Origin of the sequence: Serratia marcescens (assembly GCF_029846115.1) — a bacterium.
GTDB lineage: Bacteria > Pseudomonadota > Gammaproteobacteria > Enterobacterales > Enterobacteriaceae > Serratia > Serratia marcescens_L.
The window spans coordinates 3,397,165-3,422,556 of the sequence record NZ_JARVZZ010000001.1 but is presented as its reverse complement, the minus strand read 5'-3'; the positions used below and the strand labels follow the sequence as shown (position 1 = coordinate 3,422,556).

Below are 25,392 nucleotides of genomic sequence, written 5' to 3'. Positions count from 1 at the left end.
TGACCAGCCGACCTAGCGCAGTGAAATCAATATTCACACTCCATTGACCGACGGTCAGTCATAATATAAGGTGAGAATAGTTTTCACTATCACCTTCTCTCAATAAGGAGCCCCTTTATGTCCGGTATGCGCAGGATTTCGCTCGTTGCCGCCATCTGTCTGGGTACATTTATGGCGTCGCTCGATATCAGCATCGTCAATGTGGCGCTGCCCACGATGCTGGAATCACTGCAAACCGACATGTCGGGCTTGCAGTGGGTCGTTGACGCTTATGCCCTATGCCTCTCCGCGTTGATCCTTTCGTCCGGCCCGCTGGGCGACAGGTTTGGCCGTAAACGCATTTGGCTCTTCGGCGTCGCCCTGTTTACCGTTGGTTCGATCGTTTGCGCATTCGCGACCAACCTCGGCATGCTGCTGACCGGTCGCGTGATCCAGGGTATCGCCGGTGCAGCCGTCATCCCGGGTGCGCTGTCCCTGCTGACCCACGCGTTTCCGGAAGAACAGCTGAGGACCCGCGCGATCGGCATTTGGTCCTCGGTCAATGCGCTTTCGTTGGTGATCGGCCCGGTTTTGGGCGGCCTGCTGGTACACACCACCGGTTGGCCGGGCATTTTCTGGATCAACATTCCGGTCGGGATCGTCGCACTGGTATTGGGCGGTTGGGGATTGAGAGAGAGCTCGCATCCGGAACACGCTGCGCTCGATCCGCTAGGGCAAGGGCTGAGCATCTTGTGGCTCGGCGCGCTGACCTATGGGCTGATTGCCGCCGGCGAGTTCGGCTGGCACAGCGTGCAGTCGCGCCTTCCGCTGTACGCCGCCCTGGTGCTGTTTGCGCTGTTTCTATGGGTGGAAACCCGGGTCAAACGCCCCTTGCTGCAGCTGAGTCTGTTTCGTCACGCCGACTTTACCGGCTACAACTTCGCCTCTTTCGTGCTTGGCTTCTCCGCTTACAGCAGCGTCTTCTTCGTCTCGCTGTTTCTGCAACAGGCTCAGGGTTGGAGCCCCGCCGACACCGGTTGGCGCATGGCACCGGAGTTTCTCGCCATGGCGCTGGCCGCTTCGGGTTTTGGCCGCCTGTCCGCCAAACTGAGTGTGAACTCGCTGATGATCGCCGGCTATGGTCTGATGGGCATTGCCCTGCTGTTACTGACGCAGCTGCACGCCAGCTCGTCTTACCCCCTGGTGGCGCTGTATTTGGCACTACTCGGCTTCGGCATGGGGTTGTCGATGCCGGCGACCAGCGCGCTGGTGATGCGCACCGTCGCGCCGCAGCGCTCTGGGATGGCATCGGCAACGATGAACGCGCTGCGACAAACCGGCATGACGCTGGGCATCGCGCTGCTGGGCACATTGATGAGCATGCAAGCAGTCACGACGTTGACAGCGGCGTTGCACACGCAGGGGGTGGAACAGGCCGCCGAAATCGCCCGGGTAGCGGTGATAGAGCAACAGCAGACGGCCGTGGACACGCTGGGCGCGAATCGCCTGCAAGATCTGACGCACAGCGCCTTCGCCGACGGTTTCGGGATCGCCATGTTTTGGGCCGGATTGCTCAGCATCGCGATGACCGTGTGGCTGCTGATCATGCTGCATCCGCGTTTCCGTCTGCATCCGCAGGCTGAAAACGCCCTGCTGAGCAAGTCCGCTGAACGACTGAACGAGGAATAAACATGACAAAATTATCGGTCGACCCGATCGAGGAATTGATCGCTTTCGCTTCACAGATAGATGCATGCATGGTTCCCCCCGCTGTCCTGGCATTCCAATGCAAACGACTGATGGATAATCTTGGCTGTCTCGCCGCAGGCTATGACCAAAGTGGCGTTGATGCGGCGCTCTCGCTGGCCAGACGCTGGAGCGGCAACGCCGAGGCCAGCATTATCGGCAGTGAAGAACGCCTCGCCGCACCGCAGGCGGCGTTCGTCAACGCCGTGCGAGCTCGTGCGCTCGACTACTGCGACGTTCTCTCCCCCGGCTGGCATCCCAGCTCTTCGGATATTCCAGTCGCGCTGGCGGCGGCGGAGCTGTCGGGTGCTTCCGGATTGGATATGTTGGCGGCATTGGCCGTCGGCCAGGACTTCGCCCAACGCATCAACCTTGCCGCGCAGGCGAACGGCTTTTTCTACCGCGGATTCGACTCGAATATCCTTGGCCTGTTTTCAGGCGCAGCGATCGCCGCCCGCTTGCTGCGCCTGGATCAGCAAGCTTTCGCCGACGCCATCGGTCTGGCGTTCGATTTCGGCATCGGCACCTTCCAACACTATCAGGACAAGACGCTGGCGGTGCGCATCAGCCAGGGATTGGTGGCGCGCCATGCGCTGGAAGCCGTCTTGATGGCTCAGGCGGGGATAAGCGGCCCCAAACGCGTCCTGAGCGGCGAGAACGGTTTTTTCAATCTCTATGCGCCGGGCGAACCCGATCTGGGGATGCTGACCCACCAATTGGGCATTGCCTTTCTGGGGGAAGAAGCGACCTGCTTCAAGCTATACCCACATTGCAGCATTCTGCTGGCTTTGACAGAAACGCTCTTGAACGACGGGCCACACCGGCAATTGCCCGATCCCGAACGAGCGAAGATCACGCTGCACGCGTCACCGACCATGCGCATGGTGTGCGGTGCACCTTACGAGCCGCAGAAAACGGCCGAAATCGATGCGCAATTCAGCGCGCGTTACATCATCGCTAACGCGCTGCTGCGCGGCCAAGCCAGCGCTCTCGAATTCAGTGCGGCCTTCGCGACAGAACCTGCGGTCGTTGCGCTAGCGCAGCGTATCGAGGTCCATGAACAACACGGCTTCGAACGGTTTGACCGCTTCGAACTTCATATTACGCCCGAAAAAGGCGATACGCTGCGGCTCGAAGCCGAGTTCGGCCGCGGCTGGCCGGAGAACCCGGCGGATATGCAGGATATTCGGGATAAATTTCTTCTCTGCTGTGAGCAGTCGCCGAATCATGGATTAAAGCATAACGCGCGACGGCTGATGGCCTGTATCGAGAATCTGGTCGAAGCGCCCTCGTTACAAGCCTTGTTGGCCGCAACTCAGGAGGGACGCTAGTCAGGCTTAGCCAGCGCAGATCGCCGGAGTTAACGCGGCGGGGTGCGCCCTGTCACTTCGGCGTGTAAATCTCTACGAGCGTGGCGATCACTTTCGCCACGTTTGGGTTATCGAGTGGCGGTGGCATTCGCCGGCCTTACAGCATCCACTCGATAGGCAGCCAGCCGGCCACGGTAAGAACGATGCGTTTTACCCAGCCGGCGCCGGGCTCCTGCTGATGCACCTCGGTATGGCCGTCTTCGAAGGCTTCGTTCCAGACCATTTTGCCCTCGGGCGTCAATACCGGCCGATAGGCGGCGTATTCCAGCGGGCCATCAAACAGTTGGCGGGTGTCGGCCGCCAGCGTCGGGCTGTCGATCAAGAAGCCCATTTCGCAGTTCAGGTGCGCCGAACGCGGATCGAAATTGAACGAACCGATAAACACCCGCTTATCGTCGATGGCGAAGGTTTTCGCGTGCAGCGCCGCGCCGGACAGCCCCAGCGGCTTGAGTTCCTTGCGCCCGGTCGGTTGACCGGCGCGCAGCTTCAGCTCGAACAGCTCGACGCCGGCCTGCAGCAGCTCACGCCGGTATTTGGCGTAGCCCGCATGTACCACCAGCACGTCGGTGGTGTTCATCGCGTTGGTCAGCACGCGAATGGATTTCCCCTGTTTGGCAAGCGATTCAAAGAAGCTCGCCCCTTCCCGGCCCGGCACGAAATAGGCGGAGACCAGATCCAATTGCTGGTTGACACCGCCGATGATCTTGCCGAGCTGCGTCACCATCAACCGATCGCGCGAAGCCTTGCCCAACCCTTTCGCCGGATCGTCGGCCACCAGCTCTACCTGGGTGAACTCCGGCTGCACGACGCCATCGCGAAAGCGCACCGCGCTGGTTTCCAACTGCACCGCCAGTTTGCGAGCCCGATCGCTGCTTTCGGTGGCGGTGGCCTGCGCCAGGAAGGCGGAAAGATTGCCTTTGCCCCGGATAATCTGCTCAACGCCGAACACCGACGCGCTGTTCCAGTAGCGATCGAAGAGCTCGGCCGTTTCTGCCACTACGCTGCCGACGCTCAGCACGTCGAGATCGAGGAAATAGTTTTCGTCGCCGACCTGGAAATACTCGTCGCCGATGTTGCGGCCGCCGATGATCGCCACGGCGCCGTCGACGATGTAAGACTTGTTATGCATGCGCCGATTCATGCGCATAAAGTCAAAGGCGTAGCCGGCCAGCTTCGGCGTGCGCACGGTCGATGGGTTGAACAGGCGGATCTCGACGTTTTCCTGGGCGTTCAGCGCCGCCAGGGTTTCGTCCATGGCGACGCCGTTATCGTCCAGCAACAGCCGCACGCGCACGCCGCGTTGGGCGGCGTCATACAGGGTTTTCAGCAGGATCTGCCCGGAGGTGTCGTTATGCCAGATGTAGTACTGGGCGTCGATCGACCTTTCCGCCATCCGCGCCAACGCCAGGCGGCTGGCGAACGCATCGTGTCCGCTGGCCAGCGGCACCACGCCGCTCAGGCCTGGGTGCGCCGCCATCAGTTCGGCGGCCCGTGCCGGCAATTGGGCGGCAGGATCCGCCGGCAATGCCGCCTGCGGCAGACGCTGGGAGATATCCGGCAAACGAAAGAGGACTCTTGCCGCAATAATGGCGATCGTCACGGCGAGAATCAGATACACGACAATTTTTATCACGGGAAGCGGCCTCGGAGGTTGACTGCTTTGCTTTATACGTCATTAGGTTGCTTCAATCTATAGGAGAAACGCGCTCTGCCATAAGGCTATAGCGTAAAGCGCGAAGGCGAAACGCCAAACAGTTTTTTGAACGCCACCGAATAGGCGCTGTGGCTCTCGTAACCGCTTTCGAAGGCGGCGTGGATGATCGAGTGGCCGGCCAGCAGCAGCGGAATGGACGACAGCAGCCGCAGGCGCTGTTTCCACTGGCCGAAGGTGATGCCGGTTTGTTGGCTGAAATGGCGTTGAAAGGTCTTTACGCTGATCGACAGTGAATCGGCCCAGGCCTCAATGCCGCGATCGTCGGCCGGCGTGATGACCAACTGCCGGCAAATCTCGGCCATTCTCGCCTCTGCCGGCCAGGGGAGATGCAACGCCAGCTGCGGCTGCAGGCTCAGCTCCTCGAGGAACAGCGCTCTGAGCAGCGCGTGCCGTTTGGTCTCCGCCCCTTCGGGCGCCAGCGTCGCCAACTGCGCGATCAGTTCTCGCAGCAGCGGTGAGACCTGCAATACGCCGTCGCGCAGCGGCAAACGCGCGGCGGTGATTTCGTCGACCAAAATCCCGTAAACGCAAATGTTGCTCTGCATAACGATCTGATGTTCTACCCCCGGCCGCAGCCAGACCGCGGTGGTGGGCGGCACGATCCAGCGCCCGCTGCTCGCCTCGACCGCCATAACGCCCTGCTGCGAATAGAGCAAATGGCAGCGTTTATGCGAGTGGTAAGGAATGACAAAGCCCGCCGGATAGTGTTTCACCAGCCCCGTCACCTCGAACGAGGAGTTTTCGTGGCTACTGAGGTCGATGCGTTTCGTTTCGGCGTTGTCGACTTCGAATCCCATGGTCGTTTGTCCCTTTTGATAACGCGAATGTCTTTTATTTGATAGAGAGGCCGCATGATCCTCCATATAGTGACGTTCTCGCAAGCCACACCAGGGGCCTTATGCGAAGAAACTCACTATTTACACCAAAATTTCATCGTTCTGCGTAAAACAAAGGCGATGACATTGCGCATGCGCTGCGCGATGGCGGCTCGTTGCGGGGGCGGCGTGGCCGAAAGTGATGGAAAGGGAAAGCGTGGTAGCATAAGTCAGGAGGTATACGCATCAATCAGCAGGTAGCTCAGCCTGGGGGCGGCTTAATGTTGCAGGGATAGGGAGAGCACCTAGGCTCTCCTCTATCCATTAGTGTTATCACCTCAACGGGCCAACTCGGCGCCGTCCAGTTCGGAAATCGCCAGACAAATCACTTCAGTAATGGCCTGTACCGTATAGGCGGTATTGGCAGGAATGATTAACATCTCATGGGGTTGCAACGTCTGATCGTCAACCTTCAGTTCACCGCTCAGCACCATCAGTTTCACCCACCCCGGATGAAAACGCGCCGGTTGGCGGCTGCCCGCATCCAACTTCAGCAACGCCGTATGGCCAGGCGTCTCCCGTTTCAAAATGTGAAAACGTACCCCATCGTAAGGCATGTTTTCGTAATGCAGTGACGCCAGTGTTCTCTTATGCATGGTAAGTGTCCTCGTGACCTGTGAGTAGCTGCTCCGCCTTCGGTCGCCGTAAAACGGTTGGCGGCTGTCCCTACCGAAAGCACAGGCTCGCAGCCTCTTGGCGAACGGATTAACTGTCGTACTTGCAGCGGCCCGACCGACCGCCGTTTCATGCCTAACCTGCCTCAGGCATGCTACTAAATATATAAGAGCCTCGCCGACGGCGCAAAAAACCGCTGCCAGGTTGAGCGTATATTCACTTCCCGTCGTCAAATCGCGCGGGGCGATAAGCGTGTGGAATGGCGGGATTGGCGCCATACAGCAGCTCGTCGCTGACCAGCCGGCCAAGCGTCGGCGCACACATCACCGCCGGATGCATCACCGCCACATAGAGCCGAGTAGCGCCCAGCGCTCCGATGATGGGATAACCGTCGCGCGGCCGGGGGCGCATCCCCACCGAACACGCCTGCAGTTGCAAAGGCGCCGCGCCTGGCAGGCGCCCTTCAATCGCCGATTGCGCATCGCTTTCCACCCGTTTGACATCGCCGTGTGCAGGGTGATCCTCCGCCGCCAGCAGATCGCCGTTTTGCGCATGGCGCACTTCAACGTCATCGCCCGCGATCAGCGTGTTCACCGCCTGCGTTGCCGCGTGATAGCGCAACAAAATGGCCGGCGACGCCTCGATCGGCAGCGTGAATCCGCTGCCGTCCAGCAGCGCGGAGATTCCCGTGCCGCAGGCGAGCACCACCCGTTCGGCGGCGATCGCGCCTTCCTCGGTAACGATGCCGGTTATCTGCCCCTCTTCACGCAAAAATCCGGTGACGATTCGCCCCAGGAGCAACTCCCCTCCCCACGCGCTCACGCACTCGAGCAACCGCTGTGTCACTTCTTGCGGATCGACGGCGCCGTCACGCGCCGCAAAATAGGCTTGGCTATCGGGCTGCCTGAGCTCCGGTTCCAGCGCGTTCATCTCGGCGGAGGGCAAAAGCCGATTGTCGGGGTTTTGCGTCGCCGGCGCCTGACCATAGCTGAGCGCGCCGGACCAATTCACCCAAAGAGCTGGGATCTCCTGCGCGAGGCGCCTCCAGTCGGCCACGATCTCGCGCCGCAGAAATTCGTCGGGAGCGCCCTCCGGCACGCCTTCGCTGATCCAGCCGAACGATCTGCCCGTGGCCCCCGCCGCAGGATACGCTTGCTCAACGACGATAACGTGCTGCCCCTGACGCGCCAGATGATAGGCGATCGATGCCCCGACAATCCCGGCGCCAACGATAACAATGCGTGATGTTGTTCCATTCATTTAATGATGCCCGTGCCTCATTTCAGGTATTGTCGCCAAAACAGCCCTGCCGCCAGACAGGCTACCCCACCGCCGCCGGCCAACACGGCATAAGACGCCCCCCAGCTCTGGGTGGTGTCCATCACGACGCCAAAGGATAAAGGAGCGAACGAACCAATGCCAAACCCCAGTAACGATCGCCAGCCCATCACGCTACCGAGCTGTTGCGGCGGCACATTGTCCGCCATCGCGGCCGACAGCACGCCGGAGTCGCCGAGAATAAAGAAACTGCCGATGCTGACGGCCAGCAGCGTCCAGCCCGGCCCCCAGTTCGCCGACCACCCCATCAGCAGCGATCCCAGCGCGCCGGCGGCGCCCATAAACATCAGCACCGATGCGCGATTGAAATAGTCGGAAACGGTGCCGACAATCAGCGTGGCAGCCATGCCGGCCAGGTGGATCACCGCCGCGACGATCAATCCGGCGCTCAGCGGATCCAGAGAGAAACCGCTCAATGCCTCGCTGACCAGGCTGGGCGCCCAGGCCCAGTTGCCGAGCAGCTCCCAGCTGTGGGCGATATACCCGATCAGCAACAGCAAGGTTGCATAGGTGATAGCATGGTTTTCACGTTTCGTCTGCCTCCCCAGCGTGCGCAGCTGCGGTTCCTGATAACCGATCAGGGCCAACGAACCCGCCAGCGCCCCCAGCAACGCGCCAGCTGCACACAGGAAAAACGCCACGCCGGCGCCCCAGCGCATGGCGCTCCACCCGGCGATGAAAACCGACAGAAAATACCCCAACGAACTGGCCGCCAGCATCATGCCAATGGCGTAACCGCGCCGGGCCGGGCCGTTCATCCCCATCGCCAACAGCAGCGCCGGCGTATAGGCGCCCCCCTGCGTCAGGCCGACGAAGGCCATCAACACCAGCGCGCCGACATAAGAATGGGCAAACACGGCGAACAGCATCAGCGCAGCGGCGCCCAGCCAGGAAAACAGCAGATAAACCCGGCGCGCGCCCAATGAATCACACCACCAGGAGGCCACCAGCAGCGCCAAGGCGTTGGTCAGGCTGAACACCGTTTGCACCGTACCGGCGGAGGCGGCGTCGAGCTGCCACTCGCTTCTGATGGTCGGCAGTGCACCGGCAAACATCATGGTGCCCAGGCAGAGGCCGGCCCGGCTCACGCAAAGCAGAAAGAAAGCACGCATCTCAGCGCTGCCTCCCTGCCCATCGCGGGGTGAGGATGACTCGACTAACACGGGCGACAGACGGGGAAAATCGCTGCATGACACACTCGGCAAACCGGGAAAGATGCGTGATAATAGTGAGAAAAATCAACGGCTGACAAACGATCTTTCCTCGCTCATTTGGTTGAGCTAGACTCAACCTATGAAAAAAATTCACTCCCTGCCGCACCTGTCCGCTTTCGAAGCCGCCGCCCGCCTTGGCAGCTTCAGTGCCGCTGCGGATGAGCTGTTTCTCACCACCGGCGCGGTCAGCCGCCACATTCGCAGCCTGGAAGAACAGCTGGGGATCACACTGTTTTATCGCGGACACAAGTCCGTGCGGCTGACGCAGGCCGGCGAGAACTTTTCCCGCACCGCGTCCCGGGTGATAAGCGAACTGTATGCCGCGGAAAGTGCACTGAAAGCGAGCGCGGGCCGGCAGCGGCTGGTGGTGCACAGCCTGCCGACGTTCACCATGCACTGGCTGATGCCGAAGCTGGCGGCGTTCAATGAGATTCATCCGGAGGTCGCGATTGATATCACCACCAGCACAGGGGCCGTCGATCGCAATACGCCGTTTGATCTGGCGATTCGGCGCGATCCTGCGCACTTCTCCGGGCTGAAAGCGCTCCCTTTTCTGCAGGAAGAGAGCCTGTTGGTCTGCAGCCAGAGTTATTTGCGCGCCATGCCGGTCAGTGCGCCCGGCACGCTGGCTGGGCATACCGCCATCCGCATCCGCGCCCGTGAGGATTTATGGCACAGCTGGCTGAACACCTACCCGACGGCGCTGGACGCCTCGCCGCCGCCGCTCACGCTCGACCATACCTTTGCCGCCATTCAGGCGGCCGAGGACGGCCTGGGGCTGGCCGTCGTGCCTTACCTGTTCTGCGCCAAACATCTGTCGTCCGGCCGGCTGGTGTCGCCTTTCCCGGCGTTGACTATCCGAACCGGCGTTTACTCCCTGCTGTTGCGCGATCGGGACGATGAGGTCGTGAGAACATTCGCCGACTGGCTGCAGGCGTTCCAGGCTTAGGTCCCGATAGGGTTAGCCGTGGAGCGCCAGGCCTTTTATCGCCTTATCCACCGCTTTCTTCGGCCCGCGTAGAGCCAGACCGACCAAATCCAGATTGTCCGCATCTTCAGCGAGAAAAACCTGCCGGTTGGCTTCATCGTGCCCGGTCGCGAACATGGCGTGCACATAGGGGATCAGCGTCAATTCCCGCTCCAGCCCTTTACGATGCACATTTTGCAGGCTCGGTAAATCCGCGGCGAAAATCAGCATCGGCTGCCCGGAAATGCCGCCGTAGCGTCTGCCCTGCGCATCCACATAACATTCGCCGATGATTTCCGGGGCCGCGGCGGCGATCCCCGTCGCCAGAAAAGCCACCACGTTCAGCCGCTGCCAGGCCTGCAGATCGTCACGCACGATAAACGCTATTTTAGTCTCAAACATCTTCCGCTCTACTCCGTTGTGCTGTTAAAAGCACATCATCGGAAATGGCAAATCAGCGGTATAGAACGTTTGTGCACTGGCGTTGATAGGCCGCCGGTGATAAACGGTAGGCGCGCTGGAACCAGCGACCCAAATGGCTCTGATCGGCAAAGCCCACCTGCATGGCGACCTGCGCCGGTTCTTTCCCCTGCGCCAACAACAAGCGTGCGGCGCGCAACCTCAGCCGAACCAAATACGCATGCGGCGACTGACCGAAAGCCCGGGTGAACTGGCGAGTCAGGCGGAAACGGTCCAGACCACACTGAAGCGCCAGGTCATCCAGACTGGGATTATCCGCCATATGTGCATGCAAATAGTCCCGTAAGCGGTTCATCTCAACCAAAGCGTCATCGTGTTGGGAAGCCGGCCTGACTCGGACATGCCGTGACAATAGCGTCAGCAGATGGTCCAGGCTTTGATCGCGCGCCAGTCGCCCCTCTCTATGGTGCAACGAGAAAAAGGCCTGTTGTATCGCAGCCGCCAGCATCGGATCGTCGGTCAACGTGCTGTGGAAGGCGCCTTCCAGCACGGAGGCGTCTCCCATTCCACGGCGGTGCATAGCGGCGGATACCCAATGCTGGGGCAGATAAAGCATGGCATAGGTAAACCCTTCGGCCTGCGGCGCATGGCCATCGTGCACCGCGCCCGGCTCGATCAGCATGGCGCGCCCCGGCCGGCTGGTATGCAATGAGCGGTGGCAATTGAAACGCTGCAAACCCTGCTGCGTGACGCCCACCAGCATTTCGTCATGATCGTGAGGATCGTAGGCATGCCCCTGAAAGTGGGCATTGACGCTCTCGATGCCGGTTTCGTCATCGCGTCGCAGTTCGAGCCAGTCTTTGTGTTGATGATTAGACGCCATACAATAAGTCCGGAGTTCTGCTCACAGGAAAAGAAAAACAGCTTACCCGGAGACGGTCACCGCTGCACGCTCACAACTCGCAGATGGCGAAAGTGCCCTTTCCGGCCGATTTCGCCTGATACATCGCGCCGTCGGCGCGGGTCAACAGCATCTCCTCCGTCACATCGCCGCGTGGGGAAATGGCCGCGCCGATGCTGGCGGAAAGCCGCACCTTCTGCGGCCCGATCTGCGTAATTTTGGCCAGATGCGCCAACACGTTTTCGCAAAACTCGATGACTTCGCGCCGCGGATCCGTCAACGGCCACAGGATCACCGTGAACTCGTCACCGGCCAAGCGCGAGACGCTGTGGCGCTCGCCGGCGCAGGCGCTGAGCAATGTGGCGAACGTCTTCAGGATCAGATCGCCGAACTCATGGCCATAGCTGTCGTTAAGAGCCTTGAAACCGTCGAGATCGATAAACAACAGCGCCATCTGCCGCTGATGGCAACAGGCCTGCAGCGTGCCCGACAACCGGCGTAGAAACGCACGGCGATTGGTCAATCCGGTCAGCATGTCGTGGGTTGCGTCATATTCCAACCGCTGCTGCAGCCGCTTAAGCTCGGTGATGTCCATGGCGAGAATGTAAAAGCCCTGAGCTTCGCACGGCACCAGCGTGGTGTGGATCATCAGCAGCCCCTGCCGGGTCTGCAGCTCATTCTCAAAACTCACCATTTCGCCGGCGAGGGCCCGTTCGATCATCGGTTTTGCTATCCGATAAACGCTTTCTCCCATGAAATCGCGCACCGTCATTCCCCTGAGGCTGGACTCCTCCAGACCAAACCAGGTTTTGTAGGCGCTGTTGGCAAACAGGTAGCGTTCATTGCCGTCGATCTGGCTGATTAAGGCCGGCATGTTGTCGGTAATGGCGCGCAAACGCTCCTTCTCCGCACTGAGCTGATATTCGGCGAGCACCCGGGTTTCAATCTCTTCGTTGAGCTTTTTCACCACCACGTTCAGCTCCCGCGTGCGAATTTCGACGCGTTCCTCCAGTTCATGCTGCAACGCGAACAGATCGGCCTCGGCCGCCTTGCGCTCGCTGATATCGACGATAACCGAGATGAAATGGTCCGGTTTGCCGTTAGGCAAGCGATTGAGCGCCACCGTCAACTGCACCCAAACGATCGAGCCGTCGGCGCGGAAATAGCGTTTTTCCATCGAATAGGTGCTGATTTCATTTTTCAGCAGCTGCTGCAGCTTTTCCAGGTCGGTGTTGAGATCGAGCGGATAGGTAATGTCCTGGAAGGTGCGATCCATCAGCTCACGTTCGGAATAATGCAGCATTTCGCAAATGCGCGGATTTACCCGCAGCCAATACCCCTGCAGCGAAACCAGCGCCATCCCTACCGCCGCCTGGGCGAAGGTCTGTTCGAACAGGGCCTCCGTGCGCTGCAGGTCGGACTTCAGGTTTTCGGTATAGACGTGGCGTTCAATGCTTTGCAGGTACTCCTCCACCACGGCGGCGAAATCATGCAGATCGGCCAGTTGTTCCGGGGAAAACGGCTGCGGCTGGCTATCGATAATGCACAGCGTGCCGAGCGGCAACCCGTCGAGCGATAGCAGCGGCTGCCCGACGTAAAAGCCGATCCGTGGCCCGCCGATCACCAACGGATTATCGAAAAAGCGCGGGTCTTCGGCGGTATCGGGTACCACCAACGCTTCGCGTTGCAAGATGGCATGGCCGCAAAACGAGATATTGCGCGGCGTTTCCCGGGCATCCAGACCGTAGCGCGACAAAAACCATTGGCGATCCCGGTCGATCAGCGACACCAGCGCAATGGTCACGCCGAAGTATTTCGCCGCCAACCGCGTGATGCGATCCAGTTTTTCCACCGAGTTCGAATCCAGCACGTTCAGCGAATTCAATACCGACAGGCGTTCGGCTTCGTTTTCGGGGAAGCAGGGTTCGAGCATGTTGTCTCCCATTGTGGCACCCACGGATCCGGCAGTAAGTCCGTTCAGCGTTTCCGTCGGTTAGCGGCAAATATCCTTGTCCATCATAGACTCACTCAGTATCAATCCGATTGTGTATTCTCGCCAGCTTTGCCGGACGTTGCGTTTGCCACCGCGCTGCGCTACAGTCGTTCACAAGGTGATGGTGTTCCACCTTTCCCAACCGCCGCGTTCACTCGAACCGGATGATGACGCCTGATATACAACTTCGCTTTATTTTTTAGGCAGGTATGTCAGGAGTCGCTATGAATGAAATCTCACGTCTTACCCCTTTTCCGACCCAGCCCGATCTCGCCGTGCGGGAAATGCCCCTGTACGTTTTCGGCCATAAAAATCCCGACAGCGACAGTATCTGCAGCGCACTGGTGGTCGCGGACTGGCTCAATCACCTCGGCAAACCGGCCGTGGCTTTCCGCCTTGGCGACCTGACGCCGGAAACCCGCTACATACTGGCCGCCGCCGGCGTGCAAGCGCCTGCGCTGCTGAAAGGCGATCTTCGTGACCGTAAAGTCTGGCTGGTCGATTTTACCGACGTCGAACAAGGGCCGGCCTCATTGCCCGACAGCGACGTGGTCGGCGTTATCGACCATCATCGGCTGGGCACGTTAGTCACCCGCAACCCGCCCGATGTCTGGGTGCGCGCCGTCGGCTGTTGCGCCACCGTGATCCTGCAGATCCTGACGGCAGAAAAGCCGATGCCACTTAACGCCGCGCAGGCCACGCTGCTGCTGGGCGCCATCCTGAGCGATACCGTCGCGCTCAGCGCGCCGACCACCACGGAACAGGATCGTCTGGCGGTCACCCGGTTACGCGCAATCTCTCACGTCGACTATGACGCCTTCACCGCCGGGCTGCTGGCCGCTAAAACCGATCTCTCGGGGCAATCCGCCGCGCAGTTGCTGCACCGTGACGCCAAGAATTACCGCATCCATAGCGTCTCGCTGCTGCTGTCGCAGATAGAAGTGCGGGCCATGCGCGACATCGATCCGCTGTTGCCCGCCCTGCAACAGGCGCTTGAACAAGCGAAGCAGGAAGCCGGGCTGGAGATGACCGCGCTGCTGGTCACCGATATCACCCGCCGCCGCTCCACTCTGTATTTCTCGTCAAACCGGGTGCTCGGCATTCGTCAGGTATCGCTGCCCGATATGACGAGCCGGAAAAAAGAGGTTTTACCGTGGTTAACCCTCCAGATCGCTAACGCAGGGAGATAAGTCATGTCGCTCTATCAACATGCTTTACTGCTGGTGCAGGATGAACGCGACGGCCGGCTGCTGTTGCGCCATGCCGAACACCTCAATCAGCAGATGAATACGCGCATTACCGTGGCGCACATCAGCGCCGACTATGCCGAGCTGGACTACCTCAGCGATTCGCTGACCAAAGATCGCCAGTCCAGCGAGGTGATCGCCGCCAAAGCCATGCTCAGCCGCCTGGTGGAAGACTGCTCAATCCCCTTGGAGGTGCGCGCAATCGTCAGCATCCATCGCTTCAAAGACGTTGAAGCCCTGATTGCCCGCGAAGGCATCGATCTGGTGCTACTCGGCCATCAGAACCGACCGTTTGGCGTCTTTGCCTCCTTCGGCTTCGAATTCATCAACCATTTGTCGATCGACGTGCTGATAAAGCACGTGCCTACTCCCTAGAATGAGGTGATCATCCATGAGCTATGAGATTGAAAACGTAACCGCCAGAGAGATCCTGGATTCGCGCGGCAACCCAACCGTCGAAGTCGACATGAGCGCGGGGGGCGTCGTGGCCCGGGCTTCGGTGCCTTCGGGAGCCAGCACCGGGTCGCGAGAGGCGGTGGAGCACCGCGACGGCGATCCGCACCGTTTCGGCGGCAAAGGCGTGCTGGAGGCGGTGCACAGCGTCAAAACGGCGATCAATGAGGCGCTGCGCGGGGTGGATGTGCGCCAACAAGCGGAGATTGACCGCCGGCTGATCGCGCTGGACGGCAGCGAGAACAAGAGCCGATTGGGGGCCAACGCCCTGCTCGGCGTTTCTCTGGCCGCCGCCCGCCTCGCGGCGCAATTGTCGCAGCTGCCGCTGTATCGTTATCTGGGCGGCATCGGCGCCAACCTGTTGCCGGTGCCTTGCATGAATATCATCAACGGCGGCGTGCACGCCCGCTGGCAAGGGGCAGACTTTCAGGAGTTTATGATAGCCCCTCTGGGCGCGCCGTCGCTGCGCGAGGCCGTGCGCTGGGGCAGTGAAGTCTATCAGACGCTGCGCCAAATCCTGTTGGCGCAAGGCCTGTCGGTCGGCGTCGGCGACGAAGGCGGTTTCGCGCCGGCGGTCGCCTCAAACCGCCAGCCGCTGGAGCTGATCGTGCAGGCGATAGAGAAAGCCGGCTACCGGCCGGGAGATGATATCGCGATCTGCATGGATCCGGCCTCGAGCGAATTCTACGCCGACGGCCAGTACCGCCTGCGCAGCGAGAACCTCGAGTTGGACGCAGCCCAGATGACGGCCTATTACCAGCGGCTGGTGCAGGACTTCCCCATCGTGCTGATTGAAGACGGCTTGGCCGAGGACGATTGGGCCGGCTGGCGTATTCTGAGCGACGCCCTGGGCGATCAGGTGGAGCTGGTCGGCGACGATCTGTTCGTCACCAACGTGAAATACATCCAGCGCGGGATTGATGAACGGTTGGCCAATGCGGCGCTGATCAAGCTGAACCAGATCGGCACGCTGAGCGAAACCTTCGCCGCCGTACAGCTCTGCCAGGCGAACGGCTGGGGCACCTTTATCTCACACCGCAGCGGCGAAACCGTCGACAGCTTTATCGCCGACATGACGGTCGCGATGCGAGCCGGCCATCTGAAAACCGGCGCGCCAAGCCGCGGCGAGCGCATCGAAAAATACAATCAGCTGATGCGCATCGAAGACCAATTGGGCGCCGCGGCGGTGTATGCCGGGCGTTCCGCCTTTAAACGCCGCTAAGCTTTGCCGGCCGGGCCGGCGATGCGTCGGCCTGTTTTTCGCCCTTGGCTTGGCACAGCCCGGCGACACCGGACTCCAATAAGGTCAGCCGGGTCGTCAACAAGGTTTCTCGTTGTTCATCCAGCGTGGCCATCATCAGCTCGATCTCCGCCAGCCGTTCATCGACGCCACGTATCAACCCATCCTGATAAGCGCTGCCCTGCAGCGCCAGCACGCGTTGGATCGCCTGCAGCGAAAACCCCAGATTTTGGCCGATTTGGATCAGATGCAATCGCTCCAGCGCGCTATCGCCGTAGACCCGATAGCCGTTGACGCCGCGCACCGGTTTCGGCAGCAACCCCAGCTGCTCGTAGTAGCGTATCGCTGAGGCAGCCACGCCGGCGCGCTGCGCCAATTCTCCGATCTTCATGCCCTATTGACCTTAAAGTTAACTTTAAACCTAGTATAGCGCCATTCCCCTTACGACAGGAGCGCAAAACCGATGTTTACCCCACTGACACTGCCCAACGGCAGCCGCCTGACCAACCGTCTGGCCAAGGCGGCGATGGAAGAAAATCTGGCCGGGCCGGGCCAACCGCCCGGCCCGGCGCTGTGGCGCTTATACCGCCATTGGGCCGAAGGCGGCGCCGGCTTGATCATCACCGGCAACGTGATGATCGACGGCCGCGCCATGACCGGCCCCGGCGGCGTGGTGCTGGAACAAGACACGCCGCTCGCCCCGTTCGAAACCTGGGCCAAGGCCGCACGCCAGGGCGGCGCGCAGGTGTGGATGCAGCTTAACCACCCGGGCCGGCAGGTGATGGCGAACATGGGCGGCAACGCATGGGCGCCCTCCGCCATCCCGCTGGCGATGGGCAAGCACAGCAAGCTGTTCGCCCAGCCGCAGGCGATGGATAAAACGCAGATCGCCGAGGTTATCGCGCGCTTCGCCGCCAGCGCGCACGCCGCCGAACAGGCCGGTTTTACCGGCGTGGAGATCCACGCGGCGCACGGCTACCTGATTTCCCAGTTTCTCTCGCCGCTGACCAACCAACGCAACGATCGTTGGGGCGGCGAGTTGGCGAACCGCGCCCGCCTGCTGCTGGAGGTGGTGCGTGCGGTGCGTGAGCGCGTCTCGCCAGGCTTTTGCGTGGCGGTCAAACTGAACTCCGCCGATTTTCAGCGCGGCGGTTTTTCATCGGACGATGCCCGCCAGGTGGTGCTGATGCTGAACGACCTGCCGGTCGATCTGATCGAACTGTCCGGCGGCAGCTACGAAAGCCCGGCGATGCAAGGTGAAACGGCGGACGGCCGCACCCTGGCGCGGGAAGCCTATTTTTTGTCCTTCGCCCGCGATCTTGCCGCAGTGGCCCGCATGCCGGTGATGACCACCGGCGGTATCGCCCGTCCTTCGGTGGCGCAGCGGGTGCTGGACAGCGGCGTCGCGGTCGCCGGCATCGCCACCGCCATGGCGGAAGTGCCCGATCTGCCGCGGCGCTGGCAAACCGGTGCGGCCCCCCATGCGCTGCCTGCCCCGGTTACCTGGCGCAGCAAAGCGATGGCGTCCCTCGCCCGCATGGCGTTGGTCAAACGCCGAATGCGCGCGCTGAGTGACAATCGGCCGCGCAGCGTGCGCTACTCCCCGCTGTTCACGCTGATCGTCGATCAGTGGCGTACCCGCCGCATCCTGCAGCGCTACCACGCCTGGTTACGGCAACGTTAACGACAACGGCGCCGGCGAACCGGCCGGCGCTGCGTAAAAATCGCGCTTTTTTGATCGCGCTACGTGAAATCTGAAAGAAATCACCGATCTGGATGCTGCGCTTTTAACGGTTGGCCATTTATATTCATCACAAATTTTGTGTATATAAACGCTATAGGACTTAAGGTGGTGAATAGATAAAAATAAGCCGCTATTTCCTATTTATGTTATTAATCGGAAATTCACCTTATTAATAAGCGTATTAAAGCCGCCTGCTGGTTGGCGACGGAACGGATTTTTGTGCCATGTTAACGATATGTTGTTTTTTGCCGGCAAAACCAACGGTCAACAAATCAACAACATATTGATGAGCCTAAGAAAAAAGCAAACAATTCAAAACAAAATCGGCTATTGAGTCCCGGGCGAAAAAGCCATATATTGGTCGCGCTTTTCACAAGGCAGTTACTTTTCTAATTCATTAATTCAATCGGAGCGTGTTGAGACCTTCGGTTGTAGGAGAGATATGATGACGGATAAAGTCCGTATTGATACTTTAGTTGCAAACTCATTAAACGGAAACAATGAAACCTATTTGGCGCGCCAAGCCGAATTTGAGTCGAATGTTAGGAGTTATCCGCGCAAATTGCCGTTGGCAATTGCGAAAGCCCAGGGCGTTTGGATCACTGATGTTGAGAATAATCAATATCTTGATTGCCTGGCCGGGGCGGGAACGTTGGCTCTTGGACATAATCACCCCGACGTCCTGCAAAGCATCCAAAATGTCATTACCAGCGGCTTGCCGTTACATACCCTCGATCTCACGACCCCGTTAAAAGATCGTTTCTCCGATTACCTGCTCTCTCTGTTGCCGGGCGAAGGCAAAGCGTATTGCCTGCAGTTCTGCGGCCCGTCCGGCGCCGATGCGGTGGAAGCCGCGCTGAAGCTGGCGAAAAAGCACACCGGCCGTTCCGGCGTGATCAGCTTCTCCGGCGGTTATCACGGCATGACCCACGGCGCGCTGTCGGTCACCGGCAACCTGTCGCCGAAGGCGGCGATCAACGGCATGATGCCGGAAGTGCAGTTCATGCCTTATCCGCATGAATACCGCTGCCCGCTGGGCATCGGCGGTGAAGCCGGCGTCAAAGCGCTGACCTACTACTTCGACAACCTGATCAACGACGTGGAAAGCGGCGTGCGTAAACCGGCGGCGGTGATCCTGGAAGCCGTTCAGGGCGAAGGCGGCGTTAACCCGGCACCGGCCGAGTGGCTGCAGCGCATCCGTAAAGTGACGCAGGAACACGGCATTCTGCTGATCATCGACGAAGTTCAGGCCGGTTTCGCCCGTACGGGCAAACTGTTCGCCTTCGAACACGCAGGCATCGAGCCGGACATCATCGTGATGTCGAAAGCGGTCGGCGGCGGCTTGCCGCTCGCGGTACTGGGCATCAAGAAAGAGTTCGACGCCTGGGAGCCGGGTCACCACACCGGCACCTTCCGTGGCAACCAGCTGGCGATGGCCACCGGCCTGACCACCCTGCAATACCTGAAAGAACACAAGGTCGCCGACAAAGTAGCCGCGCAGGGCGAATGGCTGAAAGGCAAACTGGCCGAGCTGCAGAAACGTTATCCGGTGATCGGTCACGTCCGCGGCCTGGGCCTGATGATCGGCATCGAGATCGTCAAGCCGAACGAAGCGCAGGATCACATGGGCTGCTACCCGGCCGATGGCGAACTGTCTGCGCTGCTGCAGAAAAAATGCTTCGAATCCGGTTTGATCCTGGAGCGCGGCGGGCGCAATGGCTGTGTGCTGCGTCTGCTACCTTCCCTGTTGATCACCAATGATGAGCTGGGTATTTTCCTGGATAAATTTGAGCAGGCGCTGTTGGCCGCCGGCGTCAAGCCAGTCTGATTGGAGCGAATGACCGCGATGTCCAAGTTAAACCCGATTCTGGCTTCCTCGGCGCACAGCGCCGAGGCTTACCGCCAGGCGATCGCGCAGAGCAGTGAAGCCGTCGTGCAGTGGCTGCAACAGCCTGAAATGTATCAGGGCAAAAGCGTGGCCGAACTGCGCGAGCGCATCACGCTCGACTTCACCCCGCAAGGCCTGGGCAACCAGGCCGCGATCGAGCGCGCCATCGAGTACTTTTTGAAAGACAGCCTGTCGGTACACCACCCGCAGTGCGTGGCGCACCTGCACTGCCCGAGCCTGGTGATTAGCCAGGCCGCCGAAGTGCTGATCAACGCCACCAACCAGAGCATGGACTCCTGGGATCAAAGCCCGTCGGCCACGCTGATCGAAATGAAGCTGATCGAGTGGCTGCGCGCCCAGGTCGGTTACCAGCCCGGCGACGCCGGGGTGTTCACCAGCGGCGGCACCCAGAGCAACCTGATGGGGCTGATGCTGGCGCGCGATGCGTTCTTCGCGCGTCAGGGCCACTCCGTGCAGCAGGACGGCCTGGTAGGCGATCTGCGCAAGCTGAAGGTGTTCTGTTCTGAAAACGCCCACTTCTCGGTGCAGAAGAACATGGCGCTGATGGGCCTCGGCTATCAGTCCGTCACCCTGGTGAAAACCGATCGCTTCGCCCGCATGGACGTGAACGATCTGGCGGAAAAACTGGCGCAGGCCAAGGCCAACGGCGAGCAGGTGATGGCGATTGTCGCCACCGCCGGCACCACCGACGCCGGTGCCATTGACCCGCTGCGCGACATCGCGCGACTGGCGGCGGAGCAGCAGATTTGGGTGCACGTGGATGCGGCCTGGGGCGGCGCGCTGCTGCTTTCCGAGCAGTACCGCGACTACCTGGACGGCCTGGAACTGGTGGACTCCATTACCCTGGACTTCCACAAACAGTTCTTCCAGACCATCAGCTGCGGCGCCTTCTTGCTGAAAGACGAGCGTCACTATGAGCTGATGCGTTATCAGGCGGCCTACCTGAACTCCGAGTTCGACGAAGCGCAAGGCGTGCCGAACCTGGTGTCCAAGTCGCTGCAGACCACCCGCCGCTTCGATGCGTTGAAGCTGTGGATGGGGCTGGAAGCGCTGGGGCAGAAGCAGTACGCCGAGATCATCGATCATGGCGTGACGCTGGCGCAGCAGGTGGCGCGTTACATCGCCGATCAGGAATCGCTGGAACTGGTGATGCAGCCGCAGCTGGCCAGCGTGCTGTTCCGCTACCGTCCGGCGCCGCTGGCGGCGAACGGCGACGCGGCCGTCGCGCTGTTCAACCAGCGCATCGGCGACGCCCTGCTGGAATCGGGCCGCGCCAACGTCGGCGTGACCGAGTTCGATGGCGTGACCTGCCTGAAGATGACGCTGCTGAACCCGATCGTGACGCTGGAAGACATCAAGCTGTTGCTGGCGCTGGTCGAGAAAACCGCACAGCAGCTGCCGGCGTAACGTCGTCCAGCCTGCCACTCAAGCCGATAACCTCCGTTATCGGCTTTTTTATTGATCCTCCATCGCAGGAGACGCAGCGTTTACGCTGATATACTGCAGCAAACGCCTTCCCCCATTTCCAGCACAACAGGACACCCACGCATGACCGATCCGGATTTCAACCTGTTGATCGCACTCGACGCGCTGCTGACGGCGGGCAGCGTTGCCGGCGCCGCACGGCGTCTCGGTTTAAGCGCTTCGGCGATGAGCCGCACCCTCAGCCGGCTGCGCGCGGCCACCGGCGATCCTCTGCTGGTGCGCGCCGGCCGCCATATGGTGCTGACGCCCTATGCCGAAACGCTGCGCGAGCGGGCGCGGCACGCAGCGTTCGAAGCGCGCGCGGTGCTGCGCCCGGTGCAGGGGGCATTGGATCCCGCCGTGCTGGATCGGACCTTTACGCTGCGCGCTAATGACGGCTTCGTCGAAGCCTTCGGCCCAGCGCTGATCGCCGCTGCTGCCGAACAGGCGCCGCGTGTGCGACTGCGCTTTGCGCCCAAGCCGGAGAAAAGCAACCGCCCCCTGCGTGAAGGGCTGGTCGACCTGGAGATTGGCGTGCTGGGTGACATGGGCCCGGAAATCCGCCTGCAGGCGCTGTTCCGCGATCGCTTCGTCGGCGTGATGAGAACCGCGCACCCGCTGGCGCAGCAGCCGGAGATCGGCGCCGCCGACTACGCCGCCTGCGGCCACGTGGTGGCCTCGCGCAGCGGGCGCATCCTCGGGCCGGTTGACGCCGCGCTGGCGGAGCTGGGGCTGACGCGCCAGATTGCCGCCGTGGTGCCGAGCTTTCCGGCCGCGCTGGCGGTGGCGCAGGCCTCGAACCTGCTGGCGCTGCTGCCCGCCTCCTTCCTGCATACTCAATCGGCGGGCGGCCCGCTGCGCGTCTTCGAGCTGCCGGTGAAAACGCCGCCCATTACCGTCTCGCAAATGTGGCACCCGCGCCTGGATGCCGAGGCGGATCACCGCTGGCTGCGGCAGCTGGTGTTGGGCGTTTGTCGTTAAAGAAAAACGGAGTGACATCGTCACTCCGTTGATAATCGTAAAGTAAATAGCGAAGGTTTAAACAGATAATGGGAATTTCAGGAGGAATATCCCTGAAACTCCACGGTCACTGCGCATTAGTTATCGCAATGGCCGCCCTTGGCAAGTTTTACCGCAGCTTTAGAGATAACACGTTTGCCTTCGTCCTCTGTCGATTGACTCAGACCGGCACCACCGACGAATACCCCCATCTTAATGTATTGTCTTACGAAGTAATTTTTCCCCGCTTCGGTATAGATGGAAAGATCGTTAGGAGAAAATTCAGATTCGGTAGAGATTTTATGCTGTTGTCCGCCGTCAACCTGGGTATAGAAAAACGTTTTATCCGCGGTCTCACCCACGCATTTGCCGTCAAGATAAACATCTTTCTTCAGCGCCTTGCCGACAAAACTGTCACGATAAATATAGAGGCCCGCTTTGTTTTCATCCAGCGCCGGGAAGCTTTTGGCGTGCGCTGATTCTTGATCTGTTGCGAGGGGGATGCTTGCACACCCGCTTAACAATAATGCGCTCGCCAGTGAGGCGCAGAGGAGTAGTCTTTTGGTCATGAAAAATCCTTCGGTATAAAAATGAAGCAAGGAACAACGCTTAATACACTGTGAACATTTAATTATCACATTAAACATAACTAACAGTTATTATATTGATGGTGGATAAATTCATTTTCAAACAGTGAGTTAGGGGATAAATCGTGCCCAACAGACACGCGATGACGATATTGCCACAAATAAAATTTGATTCAAGAATCAATGTCTAAAATATTACAGAATCATCAACTTAATTGGCCTAATCAGCGCTGATTCGCACGTTTAAACTTCCTTGGCCACTGGCCGAAAATAATTTCGTTCAGGTTAATCTCCGTATGTCCACTGCATTCAGAATCTCCCCGCTGCGCGGGGGTTGTTCCCCCTCGCTCGATGGGAGAACATAGCGTTCACGATGCCTGACTCAGTGAAATGCCCATGACGCTTCCCCCCCTCTGGCCGGTGTTCGACGGCCATAACGACCTGCTGCTCAATCTGTGGCTGCAGCACGACGACGATCCGGCCGCCGCCTTCTATTCCCGCGTCACGCCGGGCCACCTCGATTTTTCCCGCATGCGGCGCGGCGGATTTTTCGGCGGACTGTTCGCGGTATTTATTCCCCCGGTCAGCTACATCGCCCAGATGCGCAACCAAACGCAGGACGAGGCGCAGGCCACCTTCGATCCGCTGGCGATCGCCGAACGGCAAATCGCCATCCTGCAACAGTTGGAGCAGGCTTCTCAGGGGCAGCTGCGCATCTGTCGCACCGCCAGCGAGATAGAGCAGTGCCGCCTCAACCGACAAATCGCCGCGGTGCTGCATATTGAAGGCGCCGGCATGATCGATGCGGAGTTGACGCAGCTGGAGGCCTTCTACCGGCTTGGCGTGCGCAGCATCGGGCCATTCTGGAATCTGCCGAACGCCTTCGGCACCGGCGTTAGCGGGTCGTTCCCCGGCTCACCCGATACCGGCCCTGGCCTGACGCCGGCCGGCGAGGCGCTGATCCGCGCCTGCAACCGCCGCCGCATCATGATCGACGTCTCGCACATGAACGAAAAAACCTTCTGGCAAACCGCCGCGTTGAGCCGCGCGCCGCTGGTCGCTACACACTCCAACGCCCACGTCCTCTGCGCGCAGCCGCGCAACCTGACCGACGCACAGCTGGACGCCATCGCCCAGAGCGGCGGGATGGTCGGCGTCAATTTCGGCACCGCCTTCCTGCGTGCGGACGGCAAACGTGACAGTGCAACAACCGGCTTAACAGAAATTGTTAAACACGTTGAGTATTTGATCGCTAAACTTGGTGAAGATCGCGTGGGATTTGGCTCTGATTTTGACGGGGTCAACGTACCGCAACCGTTGGCGGATGTCGGTGGCCTGCCGCTGCTGACGCAAGCGCTGGCACAGGCCGGGTTCGATAACCGGCTGCTGGAGAAGCTGACCTGGCGCAACTGGCTGAACGTGCTCGCCGCCACCTGGGGTGAATAACCCGGTTACGCTTTAAAGGTTGCGATCTCCGTCACATTTCGTCAACATTGGGCCAGCCTAATGCGAACGTTTCTCATTAGGCTCGACATATTACGATGCATGCTAAGGAGCACCGCTATGACTACCTGGACTAAACCTGAGTTTGTTGACCTGCGTCTGGGGCTGGAAGTGACGCTGTACATTTCCAACCGTTAATCGCCCGTCTGCCCGCCTTTCGCGCGGGCATTTCTTTCCCTCTCTTTCTGGTTTAGACATGCAGATAAAAGTTCTCGGCTCGGCGGCGGGCGGCGGCTTTCCCCAGTGGAATTGCAACTGCGACAACTGCCGGGGCGTTCGCGACCACAGCATCAGCGCCAAGCGCCGCACACAGTCTTCTATCGCCGTCAGCGACGACGGTAAAAACTGGGTGCTGTGCAACGTTTCCCCGGACATTTGCCATCAGCTGCTGGCCTCGCCCGAATTGAATAATCCCGAGGTGCTGCGCGGCACCGGCATCGGCGCGATCGTGCTGACCGACAGCCAGATCGATCACAGCGCGGGCTTGCTCAATTTGCGCGAAGGCTGCCCGCATCACGTCTGGTGCACGCCCGAAGTGCATGACGATCTCAGCACCGGCTTCCCGGTGTTTCCCATGCTCTCCCACTGGAACGGCGGGCTGATTCACCACCCGGTAACGCCCGGCGAGCCGTTCCACACGGCGGTCTGCCCGACCGTGCGCTTTACCGCCATTCCGTTGCTCAGCAATGCGCCGCCCTATTCGCCGTACCGCGATCGCCCGTTGCCGGGCCATAACGTGGCGCTGTTTATCGAAGATATCGCACGCGGGGTCGGGCTGCTGTACGCGCCGGGCCTGGGTGAGCCGGACGAGGCGCTGCTGCCGTGGCTGCGCCGCGCAGACTGCCTGCTGATCGACGGCACGCTGTGGCGCGACAACGAGCTGGCCAATGTCGGCGTGGGCCGCAATACCGGCAAGGACATGGGGCATCTGGCGCTGGCGGAAGAACACGGGCTGGCGGCCCTGCTCGCCACTTTGCCCGCCAGGCGCAAAATCCTGATCCACATTAACAATACCAACCCTATCCTCAATGAAGACTCGGTAGAGCGGCAAAGCCTGACCGACGCCGGCATCGAGGTGAGCTGGGACGGCATGAATATCGAACTGTAGGGAACC

At 60.3% G+C, this 25,392-nt stretch carries 23 protein-coding genes and 1 riboswitch; of the genes, 13 read left to right on the top strand and 10 right to left on the bottom strand.

Annotated features, from left to right (window positions below; genetic code table 11):
- Positions 1-117 precede the first annotated feature (117 nt).
- Positions 118-1,668 carry an MFS transporter gene (locus tag QDT79_RS16205; protein WP_063989872.1) on the top strand — a complete coding sequence of 517 codons (1,551 nt, stop codon included), beginning with the start codon at positions 118-120 and terminating at the stop codon, positions 1,666-1,668.
- Between the two features lie 2 nt (positions 1,669-1,670).
- The gene (locus tag QDT79_RS16200) at positions 1,671-3,056 is read left to right on the top strand and encodes an MmgE/PrpD family protein (protein ID WP_063989871.1); all 1,386 of its coding nucleotides are present in this window, start codon (positions 1,671-1,673) and stop codon (positions 3,054-3,056) included.
- 136 nt (positions 3,057-3,192) lie between these two features.
- On the opposite strand, the gene QDT79_RS16195 is transcribed toward QDT79_RS16200, so the two are convergent.
- From QDT79_RS16195 to QDT79_RS16175, 5 genes are all read right to left on the bottom strand, one after another.
- Positions 3,193-4,728, bottom strand: coding sequence for a phospholipase D family protein (locus QDT79_RS16195; protein ID WP_308316747.1), 1,536 nt, complete (start codon positions 4,726-4,728; stop codon positions 3,193-3,195).
- An 86-nt stretch (positions 4,729-4,814) separates the two neighbouring features.
- Entirely contained in the window at positions 4,815-5,606 is a 792-nt protein-coding gene (locus tag QDT79_RS16190) for an AraC family transcriptional regulator (protein WP_063989869.1), read from the bottom strand.
- A gap of 356 nt (positions 5,607-5,962) precedes the next feature.
- Positions 5,963-6,280: a cupin domain-containing protein gene (locus tag QDT79_RS16185; RefSeq protein WP_038871643.1), complete on the bottom strand. Its 318-nt coding sequence runs from the start codon at positions 6,278-6,280 to the stop codon at positions 5,963-5,965.
- Positions 6,281-6,515: 235 nt separating this feature from the next.
- Positions 6,516-7,559: an NAD(P)/FAD-dependent oxidoreductase gene (locus QDT79_RS16180; protein WP_308316746.1), complete on the bottom strand. Its 1,044-nt coding sequence runs from the start codon at positions 7,557-7,559 to the stop codon at positions 6,516-6,518.
- Between the two features lie 17 nt (positions 7,560-7,576).
- On the bottom strand, positions 7,577-8,749 hold the full coding sequence (locus QDT79_RS16175; RefSeq protein WP_308316745.1) for an MFS transporter: 1,173 nt from the start codon (positions 8,747-8,749) through the stop codon (positions 7,577-7,579).
- 181 nt (positions 8,750-8,930) lie between these two features.
- Between QDT79_RS16175 and QDT79_RS16170 the strand changes: the two genes are divergently transcribed.
- Positions 8,931-9,800 (top strand): LysR substrate-binding domain-containing protein, encoded by an 870-nt coding sequence (locus QDT79_RS16170; RefSeq protein ID WP_308316744.1) that lies wholly within the window; start codon positions 8,931-8,933, stop codon positions 9,798-9,800.
- Between the two features lie 12 nt (positions 9,801-9,812).
- On the opposite strand, the gene QDT79_RS16165 is transcribed toward QDT79_RS16170, so the two are convergent.
- The 3 genes from QDT79_RS16165 to QDT79_RS16155 all read right to left on the bottom strand — a co-directional run bounded on the left by QDT79_RS16165 (position 9,813) and on the right by QDT79_RS16155 (position 13,072).
- Complete coding sequence (locus tag QDT79_RS16165) at positions 9,813-10,220, bottom strand: DUF2000 domain-containing protein (RefSeq protein ID WP_063989866.1); 408 nt, start codon at positions 10,218-10,220, stop codon at positions 9,813-9,815.
- Between the two features lie 52 nt (positions 10,221-10,272).
- Positions 10,273-11,121: an AraC family transcriptional regulator gene (locus tag QDT79_RS16160; RefSeq protein WP_063989865.1), complete on the bottom strand. Its 849-nt coding sequence runs from the start codon at positions 11,119-11,121 to the stop codon at positions 10,273-10,275.
- Between the two features lie 70 nt (positions 11,122-11,191).
- Positions 11,192-13,072 carry a diguanylate cyclase domain-containing protein gene (locus tag QDT79_RS16155; protein ID WP_308316743.1) on the bottom strand — a complete coding sequence of 627 codons (1,881 nt, stop codon included), beginning with the start codon at positions 13,070-13,072 and terminating at the stop codon, positions 11,192-11,194.
- A gap of 168 nt (positions 13,073-13,240) precedes the next feature.
- A riboswitch (Fluoride riboswitch) is annotated at positions 13,241-13,316 on the top strand.
- Between the two features lie 40 nt (positions 13,317-13,356).
- On the opposite strand from QDT79_RS16155, the gene QDT79_RS16150 reads away from it, so the two are divergent.
- The 3 genes from QDT79_RS16150 to eno are packed head-to-tail and all read left to right on the top strand — an operon-like array spanning position 13,357 to position 16,054.
- On the top strand, positions 13,357-14,322 hold the full coding sequence (locus QDT79_RS16150; RefSeq protein WP_080473393.1) for a DHHA2 domain-containing protein: 966 nt from the start codon (positions 13,357-13,359) through the stop codon (positions 14,320-14,322).
- Positions 14,323-14,325: 3 nt separating this feature from the next.
- Positions 14,326-14,754, top strand: coding sequence for an adenine nucleotide alpha hydrolase family protein (locus QDT79_RS16145; protein WP_063989863.1), 429 nt, complete (start codon positions 14,326-14,328; stop codon positions 14,752-14,754).
- A 16-nt stretch (positions 14,755-14,770) separates the two neighbouring features.
- On the top strand, positions 14,771-16,054 hold the full coding sequence (gene eno / locus QDT79_RS16140) for a phosphopyruvate hydratase (RefSeq protein WP_063989862.1): 1,284 nt from the start codon (positions 14,771-14,773) through the stop codon (positions 16,052-16,054).
- Here the strand turns inward: eno and QDT79_RS16135 are convergent.
- Positions 16,041-16,463 (bottom strand): MerR family transcriptional regulator, encoded by a 423-nt coding sequence (locus QDT79_RS16135; protein ID WP_063989861.1) that lies wholly within the window; start codon positions 16,461-16,463, stop codon positions 16,041-16,043. The two genes, eno and QDT79_RS16135, sit on opposite strands and share 14 nt — an antisense overlap.
- Positions 16,464-16,535: 72 nt before the next feature.
- Here QDT79_RS16135 and QDT79_RS16130 point away from each other — a divergent pair, with 72 nt between their 5' ends.
- The 4 genes from QDT79_RS16130 (at position 16,536) to QDT79_RS16115 (ending at position 22,170) form a co-directional block, all read left to right on the top strand.
- Positions 16,536-17,756 (top strand): NADH:flavin oxidoreductase/NADH oxidase family protein, encoded by a 1,221-nt coding sequence (locus QDT79_RS16130; protein WP_308316742.1) that lies wholly within the window; start codon positions 16,536-16,538, stop codon positions 17,754-17,756.
- 505 nt (positions 17,757-18,261) lie between these two features.
- Positions 18,262-19,644: a diaminobutyrate--2-oxoglutarate transaminase gene (locus QDT79_RS16125; protein WP_071845411.1), complete on the top strand. Its 1,383-nt coding sequence runs from the start codon at positions 18,262-18,264 to the stop codon at positions 19,642-19,644.
- Positions 19,645-19,662: 18 nt separating this feature from the next.
- The gene (locus tag QDT79_RS16120; protein ID WP_063990346.1) at positions 19,663-21,132 is read left to right on the top strand and encodes a pyridoxal phosphate-dependent decarboxylase family protein; all 1,470 of its coding nucleotides are present in this window, start codon (positions 19,663-19,665) and stop codon (positions 21,130-21,132) included.
- Between the two features lie 141 nt (positions 21,133-21,273).
- Positions 21,274-22,170, top strand: a complete 897-nt coding sequence (locus QDT79_RS16115; RefSeq protein ID WP_308316741.1) for a LysR family transcriptional regulator — start codon at positions 21,274-21,276, stop codon at positions 22,168-22,170.
- Positions 22,171-22,286: 116 nt separating this feature from the next.
- Here the strand turns inward: QDT79_RS16115 and QDT79_RS16110 are convergent, their stop codons facing one another.
- Entirely contained in the window at positions 22,287-22,757 is a 471-nt protein-coding gene (locus QDT79_RS16110) for a DUF2846 domain-containing protein (protein WP_033653174.1), read from the bottom strand.
- 414 nt (positions 22,758-23,171) lie between these two features.
- On the opposite strand from QDT79_RS16110, the gene QDT79_RS16105 reads away from it, so the two are divergent.
- The 3 genes from QDT79_RS16105 to pqqB all read left to right on the top strand — a co-directional run bounded on the left by QDT79_RS16105 (position 23,172) and on the right by pqqB (position 25,386).
- Entirely contained in the window at positions 23,172-24,221 is a 1,050-nt protein-coding gene (locus tag QDT79_RS16105; RefSeq protein ID WP_308316740.1) for a dipeptidase, read from the top strand.
- A 117-nt stretch (positions 24,222-24,338) separates the two neighbouring features.
- The gene (gene pqqA, locus QDT79_RS16100) at positions 24,339-24,416 is read left to right on the top strand and encodes a pyrroloquinoline quinone precursor peptide PqqA (protein WP_004937827.1); all 78 of its coding nucleotides are present in this window, start codon (positions 24,339-24,341) and stop codon (positions 24,414-24,416) included.
- A gap of 58 nt (positions 24,417-24,474) precedes the next feature.
- Complete coding sequence (pqqB, locus tag QDT79_RS16095) at positions 24,475-25,386, top strand: pyrroloquinoline quinone biosynthesis protein PqqB (RefSeq protein WP_308316739.1); 912 nt, start codon at positions 24,475-24,477, stop codon at positions 25,384-25,386.
- Positions 25,387-25,392 lie beyond the last annotated feature (6 nt).

Bases quoted from the DNA above. Each gene is read 5' to 3' on its own strand.
- QDT79_RS16150 (WP_080473393.1), top strand. From the start codon at position 13,357: ATGAATGAAATCTCACGTCTTACCCCTTTTCCGACCCAGCCCGATCTC.
- QDT79_RS16175 (WP_308316745.1), bottom strand. From the start codon at position 8,749: ATGCGTGCTTTCTTTCTGCTTTGCGTGAGCCGGGCCGGCCTCTGCCTG.
- QDT79_RS16125 (WP_071845411.1), top strand. From the start codon at position 18,262: ATGACGGATAAAGTCCGTATTGATACTTTAGTTGCAAACTCATTAAAC.
- QDT79_RS16205 (WP_063989872.1), top strand. From the start codon at position 118: ATGTCCGGTATGCGCAGGATTTCGCTCGTTGCCGCCATCTGTCTGGGT.
- QDT79_RS16170 (WP_308316744.1), top strand. From the start codon at position 8,931: ATGAAAAAAATTCACTCCCTGCCGCACCTGTCCGCTTTCGAAGCCGCC.
- QDT79_RS16120 (WP_063990346.1), top strand. From the start codon at position 19,663: ATGTCCAAGTTAAACCCGATTCTGGCTTCCTCGGCGCACAGCGCCGAG.
- QDT79_RS16110 (WP_033653174.1), bottom strand. From the start codon at position 22,757: ATGACCAAAAGACTACTCCTCTGCGCCTCACTGGCGAGCGCATTATTG.
- QDT79_RS16105 (WP_308316740.1), top strand. From the start codon at position 23,172: ATGACGCTTCCCCCCCTCTGGCCGGTGTTCGACGGCCATAACGACCTG.
- QDT79_RS16135 (WP_063989861.1), bottom strand. From the start codon at position 16,463: ATGAAGATCGGAGAATTGGCGCAGCGCGCCGGCGTGGCTGCCTCAGCG.
- QDT79_RS16155 (WP_308316743.1), bottom strand. From the start codon at position 13,072: ATGCTCGAACCCTGCTTCCCCGAAAACGAAGCCGAACGCCTGTCGGTA.
- pqqB (WP_308316739.1), top strand. From the start codon at position 24,475: ATGCAGATAAAAGTTCTCGGCTCGGCGGCGGGCGGCGGCTTTCCCCAG.
- QDT79_RS16180 (WP_308316746.1), bottom strand. From the start codon at position 7,559: ATGAATGGAACAACATCACGCATTGTTATCGTTGGCGCCGGGATTGTC.
- QDT79_RS16145 (WP_063989863.1), top strand. From the start codon at position 14,326: ATGTCGCTCTATCAACATGCTTTACTGCTGGTGCAGGATGAACGCGAC.
- pqqA (WP_004937827.1), top strand. From the start codon at position 24,339: ATGACTACCTGGACTAAACCTGAGTTTGTTGACCTGCGTCTGGGGCTG.
- QDT79_RS16185 (WP_038871643.1), bottom strand. From the start codon at position 6,280: ATGCATAAGAGAACACTGGCGTCACTGCATTACGAAAACATGCCTTAC.
- QDT79_RS16130 (WP_308316742.1), top strand. From the start codon at position 16,536: ATGTTTACCCCACTGACACTGCCCAACGGCAGCCGCCTGACCAACCGT.
- QDT79_RS16190 (WP_063989869.1), bottom strand. From the start codon at position 5,606: ATGGGATTCGAAGTCGACAACGCCGAAACGAAACGCATCGACCTCAGT.
- QDT79_RS16165 (WP_063989866.1), bottom strand. From the start codon at position 10,220: ATGTTTGAGACTAAAATAGCGTTTATCGTGCGTGACGATCTGCAGGCC.
- QDT79_RS16160 (WP_063989865.1), bottom strand. From the start codon at position 11,121: ATGGCGTCTAATCATCAACACAAAGACTGGCTCGAACTGCGACGCGAT.
- QDT79_RS16115 (WP_308316741.1), top strand. From the start codon at position 21,274: ATGACCGATCCGGATTTCAACCTGTTGATCGCACTCGACGCGCTGCTG.
- eno (WP_063989862.1), top strand. From the start codon at position 14,771: ATGAGCTATGAGATTGAAAACGTAACCGCCAGAGAGATCCTGGATTCG.
- QDT79_RS16200 (WP_063989871.1), top strand. From the start codon at position 1,671: ATGACAAAATTATCGGTCGACCCGATCGAGGAATTGATCGCTTTCGCT.